The following is a 19,504-nucleotide window of genomic DNA, read 5'->3' as shown; positions in this document are numbered from 1 at the left end:
GCCTCACAGCGCGTCGCGGAGAACGGCCAGCCGCTCCATCCGCCCACTGCTCACCATGTACCAGAACCCCAGGACGTACAGCACGAAGTACGCGCCCAGGGCGTACACCGCGACCGTCGCGAGCACGCCGCCGCGCAGGAACAGGAACGCCGCGACCGCCAGCAGGACGGCGTGCCGGGGCTGTTCGAACAGGATGTAGCGGCCCGTGGCGCTGGTCGCGAGCTGGTGGACGAGCAGGAACACCAGCGCCACCAGCCACAGCGGGCTCTCGGTGATGGCCAGTCGCACCAGCACGACGAACCCGCCGAGAAAGAACCAGAAGAAGCACACCAGCCGGACGAGGAAGTCTCGCCGCACCCGGGCCGCGACGAAGGCGGCCGAACGCGGTCGCTCACCCCACATCCAGAACGCGAGCCCCGGTCCCGCGCGGTCCGGCCGCAACCCCGAGGGCATCTCCTTCTCCTCGTCGGTCGCCTCGTCGTAGACGACGACCTGCAGGCCGACGCCCACCCGCCAGCGGAACAGGGTGGCCGGGGGCAGCGCGCGCAGTCGCACGTAGAGCTGGGAGGTCTCGACCAGAGCGCGTGGGCTGCCCCAGGTGGCGGCCTTCAACAGGCGGTTGCCGACCAGCAGGATCGCGAGCCCGGCCGCCGCGGCGCCGACGAGCTGCCACTGCCACCCCAGCGTGCGGACGGTGTCGAGCCAGTCGGTCACCCGGTGCCCCCTTGTTCGAGCAGGGCGTCGATGAACTCGGCCAGCAGCTCGGTCAGGTCGAGATCGGCCGAGCCGTCCGGCAGGGTGGCGATCGCCTCCTCGAGCAGCCGGTGGACCTGGGACTCCCGGTCGAGCACGACCGTGACCGCCGCGGCCCCGCCCACGATGCCCACCGCCCAGACGAACACCGTGCGTGCCGTGCCGGTCCTGGGTTCGGGCAATCCGCCGACCAGCGCCATGGACGTCAGCAGCGCGCCCCCGCGGCGCGGGTCGGCGAGGTCGTCGAACAGGACGGACATCGCCGGGAACAGCGAGCGGCGGGCCAAGGCCCTGGCGAAGGTCTCGGCGGCCGTCCCGTCCCCGGACCGCCAGCTCGTTCGGGCCTGCGCCACCAGCGAGGCCAGGCGCGCGGAGGTGATCTCGGCGAGCTCGCCCTGCCAGTCCCTTGGCAGGCGCCGGGCGGTGACCACCGGCCACAGCGCGAAGACGACCAGGTCCAACAGGATCTGTTCCGGCAGGGGCGGGGGAGCGGCGTCCCTGGTCCGCGCCAGGTACCCGCAGAGCCCGGCCACGAGCAGGCGGCGGATGACGTCGCGTTGTCTGCTCTCCTGGCCAGGGTCCGCCACGACCGCCCGCGTGGAGTCCAGGCGCTTGCCGTGCTCGCGCCCCGTGCGGTCCTGCTCGGCGACCGCGCGGAAGTCCTCCGCGACGCGGTCCAGCCAGCGCCGCAGGGACAGCAGGTCCAGTGGCGCGTTCTGGTCCCGGTAGTGGAAGTGGACCTGTCCGCTGAACGTGCCGGCCTGCACGACGTGGCCCATCACCGTCGCCCCCTCGGCGACGTGGTTGTGCACCGCCGGGTCGGCTTCCGGTCGAGGCGAGGTCACCACCCGAGGATACGACCGGTGACCGACGCGGCACCCCCCGTGCGGGAAAGACGACGTGCGTCGCGGGTGCGCGACGACGGTCCGCGGCGCGACCGCGCTACCGTCGGTCATGACCTCCCGGCCGGTGACGATCGTGGCCGTCGGCTGCGTGCTCCTCGCCCTCGCGCTCGGGCTCGTCGTCGCGGGTGACCGCGGACCGAGTGGGGTCGACGAGGCGGCGCGGTCCTCGGTCGGCGGGTGGCCGGACGGGGTGCTGCACGCCCTGGTGCTGCCGACCGAGCCGTACGTGCTGCTGCCGGTGCTGGCGCTGCTGGTCGGCGGGTGTCTGTCGGCCGCGCGGCCGTGGGATGCGCTGTTCGTCGTCCTCGGGCCCGCGGTCGCGGTCGCGGCGAACACGTGGTTGCTGAAACCGGCGTTCGACCGGCGGATAGGGGACGCGCTGGCCTACCCCAGCGGCCACACCGTCGGAATGGTCGCCACGCTGGTCGTGGTGTTCGTGTTGGTCCGCGGCGCGCTGCGCACCGCCACCGCGTCGCTCGGCGCCGTTGTCCTCGTCGCGGTCGCCGTCGGGATGGTCGGCCTCGGTTACCACTACCTGACCGACGTGGTCGGCGGCGCGCTGTTCGCGATCTCCGCCGTCCTCGCGGTACGCGCGCTGCTCGCGCGGCTGGCACCCCTGGCATCCGACGTGCCCGGGTGACGTGGGACGCGCCCTACAGCCGCACGGTCTCGTCGGCCCAGCGGTCGAGCAGGGCGGTGTCGTGCGAGATGGCGATCACGCCGGCACGGGTCGCGCGCTGGTAGTCGCGGATCGCGGTGACGAGCGCGGCTGTCGTGGAGGCGTCGAGCATGGTTGTCATCTCGTCGCAGACGAGGTAGGCGGGCCGCGGTGCGAGAGCGCGGGCGAGGCAGGCGCGTTGCAGCTGGCCGTCGCTGACCTCGTGCGGGCGGCGGGCGAGCAGGTCCGGCGTGAGCATGACCAGCTCGGCCAGCTCGTCGACGCGGTCGGGTCTGCCGCCGGCGCGCAGGGGTTCCGCGATCGCGCCGCGCAGCGTCATGCGGGGGTCGACGGACAGGCGTGGCTGCTGGAACAGCACCCCGATCCGGGTGCGCAGCGCGCGCGGTGCGCGGTGCCGGAACCGGGTCACCTGCTGGCCGTCGAGGTGGGCGGTGCCGGCGAACGGCATGTGCAGCAGGGCCAGCACGCGCGCGATGGTGGACTTTCCGCTGCCGCTGGGGCCGGCGAGGCCGACTGTCTGTCCGGTGGATGGTCAGGTCGATGTCGGTCACCACCGGGTGGCGGTAGCCGGCGGTGACGCCCTGCGCGGTCAGCATGGGTTGTGGCACGCCGCGGCGTGGTCGTCGTCGGACAGGCTCGGCCGTTCGGCGCGGACCGGCGCCACCCGTTCGCAGCGGGGTGCGAACGAGCAGCCGGGCGGCAGGTCGGTGAGCAGCGGCGGCTGGCCGGCGATCGGGGTGAACGCGTGGTCGGGCAGGGCGTCGCGCAGGCCTCGGCTGTAGGGATGTCGCGGCGTGTCGAGACCGTTCCCGTCGGGCCGGTCTCGATGATCCGCCCGGCGTACATGACGGCGAGCAGCACCTGCGGCGCGACGTTGGGCAGCAGGTGTCGGACCAGGACCCGGGTGCGTGAGGAGCCGCCGACGACCGCGGCGTCGACGAACGGGCGGCCACGCAGGGACATGCGACGGTCCCCGACAGCGGGCGGCGACAGGGGCTCAGGCTTTCAGGCCCTGACAGACGATGTTGATCATTCGGGCATGCGCGGCGGGGTCGGGTTTGTCGCGTTGTCGGGTGAGGCAACTGTCGAGGAGGGCTTTGACGTCGGCGATGTCGACGTCGGCGCGGACGGCGCCTGCCTGCTGGGCGCGGGTGAGGAGGTCGCGCCAGGCGGTCAGGTGGTCCTGCTCGGCGCCGGCCGCCGCGGCGTAGATGTCGAAGCCCGCCCCGACGAGGGCGTCCGCCAGGCCGCGGTCCAGCAGGCCCTGCTCGGCGACGAAGGCGAAGAACGCGAAGAACGCGTCTCCCGGAGCCTCGGTCGCCGACAGTTCGTTCGCGCGGTTGACGATCACCTCGACCCGGCGCAGAACCACGGCCTTGAAGAGGGCTTCCTTGGTGGGGAAGTGGCGGCTGACGGTCCCCGTGCCCACGCCGGCGCGCCGGGCGATCTCGTGCACCGGGACCGAGAGCCCTTCGGCGGCGAAGGCCGCGATCGCGACCTCCAGCACGTGCGCGCGGTTGCGTCTGGCGTCGGCGCGCATCGGGGGTTCACCGCCCATGCTGAGACCTCTCTCAGGCTCGGTAGACAACCGGGATGGCCGTCCCGTATCTTCGCTCGAAGCGGGATGGCTATCCCGGATAGCTCCGATTCTACCCATCCGTCGCCCGGCATGCCGCGAGGCCCGGCGCCCACCTGGAAGGACCCTGTCCATGCCTTCTGACCCGGATCGGGACAAGGACGGCCAGGTCGACGCTGGTCGTTCAGCTGTGTCCCGACGCGGTTTCCTCGGTCGTGCGGCGGCGGTGTCGGCCGGCGTCGTCGCGCTCGGTCCCGCCGCGGCCCAGGCCAGCCCGGCCGTCGTCGCGCACCGGACACCGGTCGACGGCCTGGTGGACGTCGTGCTGTCGGTGAACGGGCAGGACCGGCGGTTGCGGCTGGACCCACGGGTGACGCTGCTGGACGCGCTGCGCGACCGGCTGGACCTGGTCGGCTCGAAGAAGGGGTGCGACCGCGGGCAGTGCGGCGCGTGCACGGTGCACGTCGACGGTCGGCGGGTGCTGTCCTGCCTCACCCTGACCTGCGCCGTGCCGCCCAGGCCGGTCACCACCATCGAGGGCCTGGCCCGGGGCGAGGCCCTGCACCCCATGCAGCAGGCGTTCGTCGACCATGACGCCTTCCAGTGCGGGTTCTGCACCTCCGGCCAGATCATGTCGGCCGTGGCACTGGCGCGGGAGGGCACCGCCCGCTCCGACGCCGAGATCCGCGAGGCGATGTCGGGGAACCTGTGCCGCTGCGGCGCCTACAACAACATCGTCGACGCGGTCCGGGCTGTCCAGGCGGGCCGGACGCGGAACGGAGCGGACTGATGCGGCCCTTCGAGTTCGCCGCGCCGGACAGCGTGCGGCAGGCACTCCACCAGGCGAGGGACGGCTCGGCCTACCTCGCCGGCGGCACCACCCTGGTCGACCTGATGAAGCTCGACGTCATGACGCCCACCCTGGTGCTGGATCTCAACGCCCTGCCGCTGCGGGGTATCCGCGTGGACCGGCACGGTCTGCGCCTCGGCGCGCTGGAGCCGATGAGCGAGGTCGCCGCCAACGGGCTGGTGGCCACGGGGTACCCGATGATCACCAAGGCCTTGCTGCTGAGTGCCTCGCCGCAGCTGCGGAACATGGCCACGATCGGCGGCAACCTGTTGCAGAGGACCCGTTGCGGCTACTTCCGCGACACCGCGAGCCCGTGCAACAAGCGCGCGCCGGGCAGCGGCTGCCCGGCGATCGACGGGGACAACCGGACGCACGCGGTCCTGGGTACGAGCGCGCAGTGCGTGGCCACCCACGCCAGCGACCTCGCCGTCGCGTTGGTCGCACTGGACGCCTCGGTGGTCATCCACGGCGCCACGGGCACCCGTCGGATGCCCGTGGCGGAGCTCTACCTCCTGCCCGGCGTCACCCCGCACCAGGAGCACCGGCTGCGCCCAGGGGAGATCATCGCCGAGGTGGTGGTGCCGACGCTCGACTGGGCGCGGCGCTCGACCTACGTGAAGGTTCGCGACCGCAGCTCGTTCGAGTTCGCGCTCACCTCCGCGGCGGTGGCCGTCGACCTGCGCCACGGCGTGATCGAGGACGTGCGGGTCGCGGCCGGCGGCGTCGGCACCACGCCGTGGCGGCTCCCGGCCGTCGAGCGGGCGCTCCGGGGCAGGCCGATGCGGACAGACGTGTTCGAGGCCGCGGCCATGGTCGCCAGTCACGGCGCGAAACCTCTAACGCACAACGCCTTCAAGCCCGAACTCCTGCGCAGGACGATCGTCCGCGCCCTGACGAGCCTGGCGGTGTGAGCCCCATGACCAGATCACCTGTCGGAACACCGGTCAGGCGCGTCGAGGGCCGGCTCAAGGTCACCGGCGCCGCCAGGTACCCGGCGGACCACAACCTATCCGACCTCGCCCACGGCTACCTCGTGCTCAGCACCATCGGCCGCGGCACCGTGCGCTCGATGAACGTCGACCCCGTCCGCGCCGCACCCGGCGTGTTGGCCGTGTACACCCCGTTCGAGCCGCCACCGTTGGAGCCCCCCTGGGCGCAGGACCCGACGGCGGGTATCGGCTACCTCCAGTTCCCCATGCAGGACAAGGAGGTGCGATACCACGGGCAGGTCATCGGGATGGTGGTGGCGCGCACCTTCGAACAGGCACGCGACGCCGCCGCTCTGCTCGAGGTGACCTACCAGCGGCGAACGCCGAACGCGTCGTTCGCCGACGGAGTCCCGCACGCCACCCAGGGACGGCCGCCCGTCGACATCCTGGCGGCCGGGACGGGTTCGATCGACGAGGCCCTCGCCCGCAGCGAGGTGACCGTCACCGCCACATACACCCAGCACCCGGAGCACCACAACCCGATGGAGCCGCACGCGACGACGGCGGTGTGGCAGGGCGGCCATCTCACCCTCTACTGCGGTGCGCAGGCGCCGCTGCTGCGTGCCCTGCAGGTGGCTCCCGCGGTGGGGGTCGACCCGGCACGGGTGCACGTGGTCAGCCCGCACGTGGGCGGCGGTTTCGGCGGCAAGGTGGTCGCCTACCCGCAGTCGGTGCTCGCCGCCTCCGCGGCGCGTGAGCTCGGCCGACCGGTCCGCGTCGTGGTCACCCGTGAGCAGCTGTTCACCGTCACCGGGCATCGGCCGGCCTTCTCGCAGACCGTGTCCCTCGGCGCCGACCGGCACGGCCGGCTGAACGCCATCAAGCACGACGCCGTCTCCAGCGGTTCGGTGGCCGGTCCGTACTTCGGTGATCCCGCCGACTGGTCCCGGACCGTGTACCGCTGCCCCAACATCCACCTCGGCGCGCGGGTGGTGCCGCTGGACGTCCCACCGGCGACGATCATGCGTGCGCCCAACGAGGAACCGGGCTCGTTCGCCCTGGAGAGCGCCATGGACGAGCTGGCCGCCACGCTGGGCGTCGACCCGCTCGCGCTGCGGACGGCCAACTACTCCACCACCCATCCCGGGACCGGCCTGCCGTGGTCGAGCAAGCACCTCGACGAGTGCTACCGGGTCGGCGCGGACCGGTTCGGCTGGCACCGCCGCGCGGCGGAGCCCGGCACACGGGTGGACGGCGACTGGCTGGTCGGCATGGGCATGGCCACCCTGGTGTATCCGGCCGCCCGGTTCGAGATGGCGATGCGGGTCGCCTTCCGGCGGGACGGCACCGCCGACGTCGCCGGGGCCACTGCCGACCCCGGCACCGGCATGTGGACCGTGCTCGCCGTCGTCGGCGCGGACAGCCTGGGCATTCCCATCCACCGGATCAGGCCCGATCTCGGTGACTCCGCCCTCGCCTCGTCGCCGCTGGTGCCGGGCATGCTGGCCGGCGCCGGCGGCTCGACCGGCACCGCGAGCGCGGCACCCGCCGTCCGGGCCGCGGCCGAGTCCGCCATCCGCGCGCTCCGCAAGCACGCCGTCGAGCACGACCGCTCCCCGTTCCACGGCCTGAGCGTCGAGGACGTGCACTACCGGGACGGCGTACTGCACGCGGGGCGCGCCACCGCCACCTTCGGCGAGCTGCTGACCGCGACGGGCACCGGCAGGATCGAGGCAGTCGAAGCGACGGGCCAGGGAGACGAGGTCACCCGCCACGCCTTCGCCTCGTTCGGGGCGTGCTTCTGCGAGGTGCGGGTCAACCGGTGGACCCGGGAACCGCGAGTCGCCCGCATGACGTGTGTCGTCGACGCGGGGACGATCATCAACACGGCGACGGCACGCAACCAGATCGTCGGCGGGATCGTGTGGGGAGTCGGCCAGGCGCTGCTGGAGGGAGCCCGCGTCGACCCGGCGAGCGGCCGGATCGCCAACGCCAACCTCGCCGACTACCCGATTCCCGTCAACGCCGACATTCCTCCCGTGGACGTCCACTTTCTCTCCTACCCGGACACGGTCTTCAACCCGCTCGGAGCCCGCGGTATCGGCGAGCTCAGCACCGCCGGCTCCGCCGCGGCCATCGTCAACGCCGTGTACGACGCCACGGGCATCCGCGTCCGCGACCTCCCGGTCACCATGGACAAGCTCCTCGCGCGGTGACAGGCGCCGGGTGCTCCAGCCGCGGACCTCCGCGGCGCCCCACCGGTGCCGCTCGCCCGCGGGGCTACGGCCCGCCGCACAGCGGGCTCTCCGGCGCGGGAACGCCGAGCTCGGCCCATTCGACCGGGGTCAGCTCGCGGTCGACGATGTCGCACGCGGTCCTGCGCCAGGAGTCCGGGTCGAGGTCCCAGTCCACCAGCGTTCCGCTGGCGCCCAGGACCAGCAGTCGCCGCCCCGTCTGGCCGAACACGAAGTTCGCCGGGGTCACCTGGGGTTGCGGGAGATCGGCGACGCGGCGACCGGACCTGACGTCCCAGAGGTGGACGGTCTCGGCGCCACCCGCGGCCACCGCGACCTGGCTTCCCCCCGGGCTCATCGACAGCCTGCTCGTGACTCCGCCGGGAACACGACGGGCCGGCCACAGCTCCCGGCGGGTGGTGAGGTCCCAGCCGAGCAGCCGCCCGCTGACGTCGGTGGCGAGCAGGCGGTCGCCGGACGCCGCGAGGTGTTTGGCCCTGCTGGGCAACCGGATCCGCCCCGCGGGGCGGGGCCCGTCCTCGGTGAGGCGCACCAGGTGGACCTCGCTGTCCCGTCCCCCGATGGCGACGAGGGACGGGCCGGCGAACAGCGCGTCGGTGAGCTGCGCCGGGCCGGGCAGCCGCGGGGCGTGCCGGCCAGCGTCGAGGTCGACCAGGCGCGCGCCGGTCCGCAGGTCGCTGGTGAGCAGCCACCGGCCGTCTGGCGAGAACCGCAGCAGCCGCAGGGCCTGGCTCCCGGTCGGCCTCGGCTCGCCGAGCGGTCGGCGGCGGGGAACGTCCCAGTGCCGCACGAGTCCCGCCTCGTCGCCCGCGGCCAGGGTCGAGCCGTCCGGGCTGAACGCCACCGCGGTGAGCCGGGCGTCCCCGGCGGCGGTGAGCACGCCGACCTGTCTGCCGCTGGTGGTGTCGTGCAGGGCCACCCGGTCGGGACGTACGACGACCGCGACGAGCGAGCCGTCCGGGTGGAAGCTCGACGGCAGCGGGTCGGCCGTGGTGATCCCGGTCGGAACGGCGCGGCGGAACCGGTGCTCACCCGACAGGTCCCAGGTGAGCACCCGGTGGTCGAGACCCGCGGTGTGCAGTGTCCTGCCGTCCGCGCTGACGGTCAGCCCCAGGATGTTCGCGCTGTGCCCGTGGATGGTCGTGGCCGGGACCGCCGGGCCGCGCACGTCCCACACCCGCACCGCGAGATCCAGGCCCGCGGCCACGAGCGTGTCGCCGTGCCAGGCGACCTTCGACACCAGCGACGGCAACGGGTCGAGCGCGGTGCGGACCACCCCCGTGCCTACGTCGACCACGGCCGGGACCCGGCTGGTCCCGCCGCCGAGGAACACCGCGTCGCCGGCGGGGGACACCGCGAGCGGGCCGCCCACGTCGGTCCTGCGGAGAACCGCCCCGGTCGTCGGGTCGAACACCGCCGTCGCGCTCGAGCCGGAGACGACCAGGCCGGCCGAGGTGAACGCGACGTCGGCGCCGTGCGAGGACGTCAGTCCGGGCAGCGGGACGCGGCGCACCCGCCGGGGGGCGGCCGCGTCGACCAGGACGACCTCGCCCGGCACGGTGAGCGCCACACCCCGGCCGTCCGCGCGCCACGCCGTCGCGACCGCCAGCTGGGTGCCGATCGGGTGCTCGCCGATGCGCCGTCCGCTCGCCAGGTCCCAGAACAGCACGCGAGCGCGCCCGGAGGCGACGGCGCTCACCGCGAGGGTGGCGCCGTCCGGGCTGATCGCCGGTCTGCCGAGGGTCGAGCGTGCGACGCGGTCGAGGACCGTGCTCTCGCGCGTGGCGAGGTCGACCCGCAACACCGCCCCGTCGAAGCCGCTCGCGTAGAGGGCCCGGTCGCCGGGTGCGAGCGCCGTGCCGACGACCGGCACCGGCAGCAGCGTGACCGCGCGGAGGCGGTCGGCCCGGACCAGTGCCGACACCAGCGCGCCGTTCGACGTCGGCGACTCGTCGAGCCGGGTCGAGGCGACGGCCAGGAGCAGCGCCCGGTCCAGGTCGGCCTCGGCGGCCGACCTCGCGGCGAGCTCACGGCCGTGCGCGGCACGAGTGCGTTCCTCGGCGCGGTCACGCTGCACCAACGCGGCGCCGCCCGCGCCGACGGCACCGACGAGCACGGTGACCAGTGTGACGATCAGCCAACGCAGCCTGCGGTTGGCGCACGCCATGGCCCGCGCGTCGGCACGCACCTGCCTGGCGGTCCGTTCCTCCGCGGCCTGGCTGGCGGCCAGGAACTCGGCTTCCACGGTCGTCAGCTCCGCGGCCCTCGGCTCCGCCCACTCCACCGCGGCGGCGAGGCGCACGCCCCGCAGCAGGTCCTCCTGGGCGCGGCCGCCCGCCACCCAGGCGCTCGCGGCGGTGGTGAGCGCGCGGTGCAGGCGGAGGCCGGCCTGGTCCTCGGCCAGCCACTCCCGCAGCCTCGGCCATTCCGCCAGCACCGCCTCGTGCGCGATCTCCACCGCCTCGTCGTCCACGTTGACCAGGCGGTGTGCGGTCAGCGTCGACAGCACGGCCTCGACGTCCCCGCCGCCCAGGGCGGCGAGCTCCGCGCGCGGGGCCCTGCGACGCACCATCGTGTCCCTGTCGCCCGGAGCGGCGAGCCGGAGCAGCACCCGGCGGGCGACGTGCCGTCGCGCCGGGGGCAGCTCCGCGTACGCGCGTTCCGCGAGCCTCGCCACCGCGCCGTGCACGCCGCCGCTCGCCACGTAGTCGTCGACGGTGAGCAGGCCGTCGCCGCCGCCGCGTTCCCACAGCTCGCGCAGCGCCGTGGCCAGCAGGGGCAGCGCCCCCGACCGGCCGGCGACGTCGGTGAGGAGCGCGTCGGTGAGCCCCTCGGCGAGGCGGAGGCCGGTGAGCGCGGCCGGCCGCTCGATGGCCCGCCGCAACTCGGCCTCGCCCATCGGTCCCACGAGGACCTGCGCCCGCCCGAGTGCCTCGGCGAGCGCGGGATGGGCCGCGCAGTGCCCGTAGTAGTCGGCCCTGAGCACGACGATGACGAGCACGCGACGGGCCGGGTCCGCCGCCGCCGAGGTGAGCAGGTCGAAGAACCGCGCCCGCTCCTCGGGGTCCGCGCACTCGGTGAACGCCTCCTCGCACTGGTCGACGAGCAGGACGAAGGGCGCACCCGGTTCGGTGAGGCGGGCCGGCAGCCGGGCGAGGGGATGCGCGCCCGGTCTGCAGACGACCGTGCGGTGGTGTCGCGCGAGCCTGGCGAGCAGGCCGGCGCGGGCGAGCGAGGACTTTCCGCTGCCCGACGGGCCGACCACCGCGAGCAGCCGGTGCGTCGCCAGCCGGGCCATGCCCTCCGCCAGGAGGCGCTCCCGGCCGAAGAACAACGGGGCGTCGGCCACGTCGAACGGGGCGAGGCCTGGGTAGGGGCACGTGGCGGGCAGGTCCCGCGGCTCGACCGGCGCGTCGCCCCGCAGGACAGCGGACTGGACGCGCCACGACCGCTCGCTCGGATCCAGCCCCAGCTCGTCCGACAGCCGGGCCCGCAGCCGGGTGAAGACCTCCAGTGCCTCGGCGCGGCGGCCCGCGCCGTCGAGGGCGAGCATCAGCTGGGTGTGGAGGCGTTCCCGCAGGGGGTGCCGCGCGGCGAGCCCGGACAGCTCGGGGATGAGCTCGGTGTGCCGGCCCGCGGCGAGGTCGGCGTCGATGCGCAGCTCCAGCACCGCCTGCCGTTGCTCCTCGAGCCGGCGCGTCTCCTCGTGCAGCGTGGTGACCCCGACGTCCACGTACGGGGTGCCGCGCCACAGGTCCAGCGCCTGGCGGAACTTCGCCGCGGCCGCCAGGTGGTCCTCGGCCCGCTGTCCCTGTCCGGTGAGCTCGACGAAGCGGTCCACGTCCAGCTCGCCCGGCGCGACCAGCGCCGCGTAACCGCGGCGGTGGCGGGCGATCCGGTTCCCGTCGCCGAGCGCGCGGCGCAGGTGGTAGACGTACACCCGCAGGTTGTCGGCGGCCGTCCGCGGCGGGTTGGCGCCCCAGAGCGCGTCGACGAGGCGTTCGGTCGGCACCGGGGTGTTGCGGTGGCAGAGCAGCACGGCGAGCAGCGCGCGTTGCTTGCCGGCACCGAGCTCGACCGGCCGTGAGCCTGTGCGGACCTCGAGCGGGCCCAGTACGCGGAACTCCATCACCTCAAGGGTTACCGGGCGCCGCGCAGGGCAGGATCGGGTGAGTCCCGCACCCGCACCCTGACATTCGGGTAACGTCCGTCGGTGATTCACCGACAGCACAGGCGGATCCGTCGGGCGTCGAAGGGGCAGGATGGCCGTTGCCGGAGCCCGGGCCGGTGAGCTGGTCGGCCGGCGCCAGGAGCTCGAACGCGTCGACAGCGTGTTGTCCGAGGTCGTGGGTGGGGCGTTCCGGGCGGTCGCGATCCGCGGTGAACCCGGCGTCGGCAAGACGATGCTGCTCGACGCGCTCGTCGAGCGCGCCGAACACCGCCTCCTCACGGTGCACCGCGGCCAGGCGACGGAGTTCGAGCGGAACGTCCCCTTCGGTGTCTTCGCCGACGCCTTCGAGCGGCCGGCCGTGACGCCTCCGCCGTCCGCCGAGCTCGACGTCCTGACCGCGGCGGCCACGGGCGGCGTGGCCGAGCTGGACCGGTACCGGCTGTTCCGCGGTGTCCGCAGGCTCCTCTCGCGGCAGGCGGGTGAGCTCGGCGCGGTCCTCGTCCTCGACGACCTGCACTGGGCCGACCCGGCCTCGCTCGAGCTGACCGAGTACCTGCTGCGGCGGCCACCGAGGGCGCCGGTGCTGGTGGCGGTGGCCTACCGGACCGGCCAGCCGCCGCCCGGTCTGGCCGACGCCCTGGCACGCCTTGGCTCCGCGGCTACCCAGCTGGTGCTCGACCCGCTCGGGGCCGAGGACGTGGCCGTGCTGTTTCCCGACGAGCCGGCGCGGCGACGGGCGCTGCTGCACCGCGCGACCCGGGGCAACCCGCTCTACCTCCGGGTGCTCGCCGGCGCGGACGAGCAGACGCTGACCGTGCTCGCGGAGCAGGCCGTCGACGACCGCGCGGTCCCCGAACAGGACCTGCTCGACGTGCTGGGCGCCGAGCTGGCGACGCTCGACCCGGTGTCCTGCCTCGTCGCGCAGGCGGCGGCGGTCGCGGGGGATCCGGCCGACCGCGATCTCGTCGCGTTCGCCGCCGAGCTGTCCGACTCCTCCGCCGCCGCGGCCTTCGACACGCTCAGCCGCGCCGGGGTGGTGGCACCGGACGGGCCGCGCTTCCGCTTCCGCCACCCGCTCGTCCGCGCGGCGGCGTACTGGCTCGCCCCGCCGGCGTGGCGCACCCGGGCCCACCGCCGCATCGCGGGTTACCTGAGGGACCGGCGCGGGCCGGTGCTGGCGCTCGCGCACCACACCGAGCGGTCCGCGCGGCCGGGGGACGAGGTGGCGGTGGACACGCTCGTCGAGGCGGCCACCGCGACGCGGCACACCTCCCCGGCGACGGCGGCGCGGCTGGCGCGCCGGGCCCTGCAGCTCGTCCCCGACCGCGCCGAGTTCGCCGACCGGCGCGGTGAGCTGCTGATGTTGCTGGCGAGGACGCTCGGCTTCAGCGGTGAGCTCGCGGAGAGCAGGCTGCTGCTGCACGAGGTGATCCAGGCGGGCGGCTCGCACCGTGCCGAGGCCGTGACGTTCTGCGCGGTGGTCTACCGACTGCTCGGCAAGCTGGACGAGGCGACGGCGTTGCTCACGAGCGAGCTCGACCGGTTGCCGGGGCGGGGGGAGCGGGTCGCGCAGGCGCTGCTCGAGCTGTCCGGTGTCGACCTGCTCCGACACGACCCGGCGGGCGTCTGCCACCATTCGAGTCGCGCGCTCGAGGCCGTCGCCGGCACCGGGAACACGGCGCTGGAGGCGTCGGCGCACGCCGTGCTGGCGTTGGGACTCCTGCAGCGCAGCGAGATCGCGGCCGCCGGGGCGGAGATCGACCGGGCAGGCTGGCTGGTGGACGCCACGCCGGACGCCGCGCTGCTCCCCGAGCTGGGCACGGTCGCGCCACTGGCCTGGGTCGAGCTCCACCTGCGACACCACGACCGGGCCGAGCGCCACATCGGCCGCGCGCTCGAGCTCGCCCGCGGCAACGGGCTCGCCCATACCGTGCCGTACCTGCTGATCGTCGACACCTACCTGCGCACCCGCTTCGGGCAGCTGCCCGAAGCGCTGGCCTCGGCGGACGAGGCACGGGAGTGCGCGGCCATCATGAGGGCCGCCGAGGCAGCCGCCATGGCCGACATCGTCCGGCTGCGCCCGACCCTGTGGCGCCACGGCCCCCGGGCGGCGCTCGCGCTGGCCGAGGAGGTCGCCGCCGCCGGGCGGCCGGGTGGCGGCTGGTGGTCCGGGCTCGCGCAGCTCAGCCTCGCCGAGGTGCACCTCGCCGCCGGCGACGGGGAGCGGTGCCTCGCGGAGCTGGCCGGGGAGCACGGCGAGGACGCACCCACCGCGCCCTACCGATGGGCGCTGCGTGCGGAGGCCAACGTGGCACTCGGCCGGCTCGACGAGGGACGGCACGCGGCCACCGAGGCGTTGCGGCACGCCCGGCAGTCGGGCCTCGCCCACCAGCTCGGCGCGGCGCACCACGCCTGTGCGCTGGTGCTCGAGGCCTCCGACGACCTCGACGCGGCAACCGAGCACGCGACCGCGGCCGTGAGCCGGTTCGCCGACGCCGGCTCGCCGGTGGAGGAGGGCATCGTCCGGCGGCTCCTGGCCGTCCTGCACACCCGAGGCGGCCGGCGCGCGGCGGCGCACGACGAGCTCGGCCGCGCGAAGGCGCTCTTCACGACGAGCTCGGCCGGTTGGCTCGCCGGCGAGCTCGGCAGGGACGAACGCCGGTTCGCTGCCCGCGCTCCCCGGCCGCGCCACAGCACGGAGAACGGCCTCGCGACGCTCACCACCCGCGAGCGAGAGATCGTCGACCTCGTGACGGCGGGACTGACCAATCGCGAGATCGCCGAACGCCTGTACCTGAGCCGAAAGACCGTCGAGACCCACGTGTCGCGCGCCTTCGCCAAACTCCGCGTCCGGTCCAGAGTGGACCTGACGCGCCGGGTCACGGAGTCCGACTGACCGCGTTTCCCGATGTTTCCCAGGTTGTCCCACTGCCGGCGCGGTGGCGACGGGCGGTGCTTCACTGATCACGCCGGGTCGTGACCTCAACGGTCGGCGATCCGGCTCGGCACTGTCGATACAGGAGCGTCATATGCGAATGCGAGTGTTGCGAAGAAAGTTGACCGCGTTGGTGGTGTGCGGTGCGAGCGCCGGCGTCATGCTGGTCGCGGCCGCTGCACCGGCCGGCGGGGAACCGAGGGCGACCGCTGCGCTCGGGATCAGGCTCGTCGATGAGGAAGTCAACGGGCAGTGCAGGGTCGGCGATGCCGCTCCTGGCGACGTCACGCACTGGACGGCGGAGAACCAGTGGACGAGGACGCTGGCGATCGACACGGACGATCGGCCCGAGGGTTGCCTGCTGTACTTCGGCCTGAACAACCTGGACGGTTCGCTGACCGGGATGAAGCTCACCTACACGTTCCAGTACACGACGGGCGCGGGCGGGTACCAGTGTCCGACCGCGAGCCCCGACCCCCAGACGGTGCCGTATCTCCCGCTGGCTTGGGACTACCCGTCGTGGGCGAGCCCGATCAGAATCAACACCCATGACGACGGCGGGTGGTGCACGCTGAATCTGGCGATCAGCGGTCGGGACGACGTGGGACTCGACGTGCTGTTCGAGTTCGTCGGCGACGGCGGCCAGTGCGAGGGTGCTCGTCAGCAGGGGACGAACAAGTTCGAAACGGTGACCAGCAGGAACTCGGTCACCATCGGCCTGAACTCGGACGACCGCGCCGGGGCATGTCTGCTGTCGTTCCGCCTGAGGCACATCTGAGGTGATGGTGCGGGCGGCCGGTGGCCGCCCGCACCATCCCCCTATGCCGACCGCCGTGTGGAGTCGGCGGACAGCTCGACGGCGTAGGCGCCGAGCAGGTGGGGGAGCAGGTACCGACCGCCCGCCGACGGCCGGACGAGGTTGGCCCGCACCAACGTGGCGAGCAGCCGCCGTGCGTGCTCGGCGCTCGTCCGCCGCAGCGTGGCGGCGGTGGTCACGTCGAAGTCCTCGCCCCGGTGGTGACCCAGCGCCCGGAACAACCCTGCCGCGTCAGGATCCCGCTCGGCCAACGCGCGGTAGGACCACCCGAACACCGTCCGCAGGTCGGTCCGCGGATCACCGGTCTCCAGCCACCCCAGGCCGTCGCCACCGGCGGCTCCGCCGAGCGCCGCCACCCGCAGCGCCAGCGGCAGCCGACCGCACCGCCGCGCCAGCTCCGCACTCGCCCGACCGGCGCCGCCCAGGTTCTCCAGCAACACCACCGCGTCCGCCAGCGCGAGCACGTCGAGGTCCACGCGGTGGGCCCCGTCGCGCGCGACCAGCCCGCCCAGGTCGTCACGGCTGGTCACGACGACCATGCCGGCGCCGGCCCCAGGCAGCAACGGCCGCACCTGCTCGGCGCAGGATGCGTTGTCCAGCACCACGAGCATGCGCCGCCCGGCGAGCACCGACCGATACCGCGCGGCCAGGACGGGAAGCTCCGCGGGCAGTTCCGCCCCCGGCACCACGCTGCCCAGCAGGGCGGCGAGCCCTTCGGCCGGCGTCAGTGGCCGGCCCGGCCCGTACCCGCCCAGGTCAACGAAAAGACACCCGTCCGGGAACCGTTCCCGCACCCCGTGCGCGAACCGCACCGCGAGCGCGGTCTTGCCGATGCCGGGTCCACCCGACACCGCCACCAGCACGACACCCTCACCCGACCCGACGAGGTCGTCCAGCACGGTCAGCTCCCGCACCCGCCCCGCGAACCCCCGAACCGGCGCCGGCAACCCGCACGGCACCGGTTGTGCCGGGACGTCGACCTGCCCGTGCACCCGGTACCACGCCTCACTCCACTCCCGCTGCTCGCCGGCACTGGCCCCGAGCGCGATCACGATCCGGTCGAGCGCGGCCGAGGGCGCCAACGTCCGCCCGGTGATGTACCGGTGCACGGTCGACCGCGGCATGCCGACGCGCCGCGCGAGCTCGTCGAGGGTGACCTTGGTCCGCAGCGTGCCGACCGTGGCCCTGGTGCGCAGCAGGTTCAGCTCCCTGGCCAGATCACCGAGCCCGCGCACCCGTCGAGGATCCGGACCCATGCCGCCAGCCGGTTCGTCCACCGCATCGCCCTTCACGTCGAACCAACCCCGCGGCCGACGCTAGCCCCACGCCGTTTGTCCAGCGTTTCGCGCGCGTATAAGCGCAGGCCCCGGCTGCCGTCGAGGCCTTCGACGGTGGGGACAGGACGCCCTCAGGCGCGGGCGTAACGCTCGGCGAGGGTGTGCAGCAGCGTCCTCAGCTCCACAGGCGATTCCACGGTGAAGTCCATTCCCAGCATGCCGACATAGGCCGCGATGGTGTCCAGCGAGTCGGCTCCGGTGACCAGGACCGAGGTGGTGTCGTTGACCGCCTCGACCACTCCGACCGCGGGGTTGACCCGGTCGAGGACGGCCTGGGCCGGGGCGTCGACCCGCAGGCGTGCGTGCACCCGCCATCCGCGCGAGGCGACGCGACGCATGGTGAAGGTCGTGTAGTCGTCGTCGGGGAGGGTGGTGGGGGTGAAGCGGCGGTGGGTTCGCATGCGCGGGGTGACCCAGTCGACGCGGTAGACGTCCCACTCGCCGGTGGCCGGGTCGCGGCCGACGAGGAACCAGCGTCGCTGCCAGGCGAGCAGGCGGTAGGGCTCGACGAGCCGTGAGGTGTCGCGGTAGTCGAAGCGGAACCACTCGATGTCGTGGATCGCGGTGGCGATGGTGCGCAGCACGGCTGGGGCGACCTCGGGGTCCGGGGCGTCGGTGCCGGTGTTCTCCGGAGCGTGGTCGACGGTCGCGGCCAGCGCCTCCACCGTCGGCCGCAGGCGGGGTGGCATGACCTGTTCGAGCTTGGCCAGTGCGCGGGCGCTGGCGGTCTCGACCCCGGCGATGCCCCGGCCGGTGCGCAACCCGATCGCGACGGCCACGGCCTCCTCGTCGTCCAGGAGCAGCGGCGGAAGCCTGGCGCCCGCTCCGAGCCGGTATCCGCCCGTCGCGCCGCGAGTGGCCTCGACGGGGTAGTCGAGGAGGCGGAGTCGCTCCACGTCGTTGCGGATGGTGCGGGTCGTGACGCCTAGCCGTTCGGCGAGCTCGGCGCCGCTCCAGGAGGGGCGTGACTGGAACAGCGCGAGAAGCGCCAGGAGTCGCGCCGATGTGTCCGCTGTCACGGCACCTGCTCCCGTCGAATAGGAACGTTTCCTTCCTATTCGAACTCTAGCGTCTGTGCCATGACGAACACCGACATCCGCCCCTTCCGCGTCGAGGTCACCCAGGCCGAGCTGGACGACCTGACCGATCGCCTCGTCCGCACCCGCCTGCCGCGGCCGGCGCCGGGCGACAGCTGGGAACACGGCACTCCCAACGCCTACCTGCGCGAGGCCCTGGCCGCGTGGCGCGCGTTCGACTGGCGCGCCGTCGCCCGGCGCATCAACTCCCACCCGCACTTCACCACCGACATCGACAACCAGGTGATCCACTTCATGCACGTCGAGTCGGCGCATCCCGGCGCGACGCCGCTACTGCTCGCGCACACCTACCCCGGCTCGTCGGTCGACTACCTCGAGCTGATCGACCGGCTCACCGATCCCCTCGCCCACGGTGGGCGGGCCGAGGACGCCTTCCACGTCGTGGTGCCGGACGCCCCCGGCTTCGGGTTCTCCAACCCGGTCACCGAACCGGGCTGGACCACCGCCCGGATCGCGCGCGCCTACGACACGCTCATGCGCAGGCTCGGCTACCAGCGCTACGGCGTCCACGGCTCCGACCACGGCGCGCTGGTCGCCCGCGAGCTCGGTCTCCTGAACCCCGAGGGGTTCCTCGGTCTGCACGTGTTGCAGCTGTTCTCCTTCCCGTCGGGCGACCCCGCGGAGTTCGAACGACTGGAGCCGCGGGACTACGCCGGTCTGGAGCACATGCGGTGGTTCCAGAAGGTCGGTGGCTACAACACCATGAACGCCAGCAGGCCGCAGACCGTCGCGGTCGGCCTCAGCGACTCGCCGGTCGGGCTGCTCGCCTACAGCGAGCTGTTCAACTCCTTCGGCAACGGCACTTCCCTGGTGCCACTGGAGACGATCCTCACCGAGGTGTCGGTGAACTGGTTCGCGAACGCGGCCGCGGGTATGGCCCGGTCCTACTTCGAGAACGCGGCCGCCGCCGCCGGCGACGAGCCGGCACCGGTCAACACCGCCCCGACCGGCGTGGCGGTGTTCGCCGACGACTTCCAGACCATCAGGGCGTTCGCCGAACGGGACAACTCCACCATCGTGCACTGGAGCCGTTTCGAGCAGGGCGGACACTTCGCCGCGCTCGAGGTTCCCGACGTCCTGGTGGAAGACATCCGGACGTTCTTCGCAGCCCTGCGCTGATGTTTCCCCTGTTCCCGTCGATCCGGCCAGTGCTGCGTGGCAGCCCGCGCTGCTGATCGATGAATCGCACTCATCGAGGTG

Annotated in this window: 15 protein-coding genes; 7 read left to right on the top strand and 8 right to left on the bottom strand. The window is 73.7% G+C overall.

Features of this window, described 5'->3' with window-relative positions:
- Nucleotides 1-3 precede the first annotated feature (3 nt).
- Nucleotides 4-714 (bottom strand): hypothetical protein, encoded by a 711-nt coding sequence (locus BU204_RS25590; protein WP_075128296.1) that lies wholly within the window; start codon nt 712-714, stop codon nt 4-6.
- Nucleotides 711-1,598, bottom strand: a complete 888-nt coding sequence (locus BU204_RS25585; protein ID WP_143229734.1) for a hypothetical protein — start codon at nt 1,596-1,598, stop codon at nt 711-713. The genes BU204_RS25590 and BU204_RS25585 overlap by 4 nt, the downstream gene beginning before the upstream one ends.
- 109 nt (nt 1,599-1,707) lie before the next feature.
- Between BU204_RS25585 and BU204_RS25580 the strand changes: the two genes are divergently transcribed.
- Nucleotides 1,708-2,298, top strand: a complete 591-nt coding sequence (locus tag BU204_RS25580) for a phosphatase PAP2 family protein (protein WP_075128294.1) — start codon at nt 1,708-1,710, stop codon at nt 2,296-2,298.
- A 13-nt stretch (nt 2,299-2,311) separates the two neighbouring features.
- Here BU204_RS25580 and BU204_RS25575 read toward each other — a convergent pair whose 3' ends face one another.
- The 3 genes from BU204_RS25575 to BU204_RS25565 form a co-directional block, all read right to left on the bottom strand.
- Nucleotides 2,312-2,803 (bottom strand): ABC transporter ATP-binding protein, encoded by a 492-nt coding sequence (locus tag BU204_RS25575; protein ID WP_233160586.1) that lies wholly within the window; start codon nt 2,801-2,803, stop codon nt 2,312-2,314.
- A 123-nt stretch (nt 2,804-2,926) separates the two neighbouring features.
- A complete protein-coding gene (locus BU204_RS42305) occupies nt 2,927-3,094 on the bottom strand; it encodes a hypothetical protein (RefSeq protein WP_408608046.1) in 168 nt (55 codons plus the stop codon).
- Nucleotides 3,095-3,334: 240 nt separating this feature from the next.
- Entirely contained in the window at nt 3,335-3,877 is a 543-nt protein-coding gene (locus BU204_RS25565) for a TetR/AcrR family transcriptional regulator (RefSeq protein WP_075128309.1), read from the bottom strand.
- A gap of 349 nt (nt 3,878-4,226) precedes the next feature.
- On the opposite strand from BU204_RS25565, the gene BU204_RS25560 reads away from it, so the two are divergent.
- Genes BU204_RS25560 through BU204_RS25550 form a run of 3 tightly spaced genes read left to right on the top strand, consistent with a single transcriptional unit; the run spans nt 4,227 to nt 7,908 of the window.
- Complete coding sequence (locus BU204_RS25560; protein WP_198943001.1) at nt 4,227-4,703, top strand: (2Fe-2S)-binding protein; 477 nt, start codon at nt 4,227-4,229, stop codon at nt 4,701-4,703.
- On the top strand, nt 4,703-5,674 hold the full coding sequence (locus tag BU204_RS25555) for an FAD binding domain-containing protein (protein ID WP_075128292.1): 972 nt from the start codon (nt 4,703-4,705) through the stop codon (nt 5,672-5,674). Before BU204_RS25560 ends, BU204_RS25555 begins: the two co-directional genes overlap by 1 nt.
- Nucleotides 5,675-5,679: 5 nt before the next feature.
- Nucleotides 5,680-7,908, top strand: a complete 2,229-nt coding sequence (locus BU204_RS25550; protein ID WP_075128291.1) for a xanthine dehydrogenase family protein molybdopterin-binding subunit — start codon at nt 5,680-5,682, stop codon at nt 7,906-7,908.
- 64 nt (nt 7,909-7,972) lie between these two features.
- On the opposite strand, the gene BU204_RS25545 is transcribed toward BU204_RS25550, so the two are convergent.
- Complete coding sequence (locus BU204_RS25545) at nt 7,973-12,076, bottom strand: nSTAND1 domain-containing NTPase (RefSeq protein WP_075128290.1); 4,104 nt, start codon at nt 12,074-12,076, stop codon at nt 7,973-7,975.
- Nucleotides 12,077-12,209: 133 nt separating this feature from the next.
- On the opposite strand from BU204_RS25545, the gene BU204_RS25540 reads away from it, so the two are divergent.
- Together BU204_RS25540 and BU204_RS25535 are read left to right on the top strand one after the other, a co-directional pair.
- Nucleotides 12,210-15,014 carry a helix-turn-helix transcriptional regulator gene (locus BU204_RS25540; RefSeq protein ID WP_075128289.1) on the top strand — a complete coding sequence of 935 codons (2,805 nt, stop codon included), beginning with the start codon at nt 12,210-12,212 and terminating at the stop codon, nt 15,012-15,014.
- A 43-nt stretch (nt 15,015-15,057) separates the two neighbouring features.
- On the top strand, nt 15,058-15,831 hold the full coding sequence (locus BU204_RS25535) for a hypothetical protein (protein ID WP_143229733.1): 774 nt from the start codon (nt 15,058-15,060) through the stop codon (nt 15,829-15,831).
- A 41-nt stretch (nt 15,832-15,872) separates the two neighbouring features.
- On the opposite strand, the gene BU204_RS41995 is transcribed toward BU204_RS25535, so the two are convergent.
- Together BU204_RS41995 and BU204_RS25515 are read right to left on the bottom strand one after the other, a co-directional pair.
- The gene (locus tag BU204_RS41995; protein ID WP_269844659.1) at nt 15,873-17,105 is read right to left on the bottom strand and encodes a helix-turn-helix domain-containing protein; all 1,233 of its coding nucleotides are present in this window, start codon (nt 17,103-17,105) and stop codon (nt 15,873-15,875) included.
- 173 nt (nt 17,106-17,278) lie between these two features.
- Entirely contained in the window at nt 17,279-18,226 is a 948-nt protein-coding gene (locus BU204_RS25515; RefSeq protein WP_075128286.1) for a helix-turn-helix transcriptional regulator, read from the bottom strand.
- 60 nt (nt 18,227-18,286) lie between these two features.
- Here BU204_RS25515 and BU204_RS25510 point away from each other — a divergent pair, with 60 nt between their 5' ends.
- A complete protein-coding gene (locus tag BU204_RS25510; RefSeq protein ID WP_075128285.1) occupies nt 18,287-19,423 on the top strand; it encodes an epoxide hydrolase family protein in 1,137 nt (378 codons plus the stop codon).
- Nucleotides 19,424-19,504 lie beyond the last annotated feature (81 nt).

Origin of the sequence: Actinophytocola xanthii (assembly GCF_001921205.1) — a bacterium.
Classification (GTDB): Bacteria; Actinomycetota; Actinomycetes; order Mycobacteriales; family Pseudonocardiaceae; genus Actinophytocola; species Actinophytocola xanthii.
Note: the sequence above shows the minus strand (reverse complement) of the source record. Positions and strands in the feature narration are given on the sequence as shown.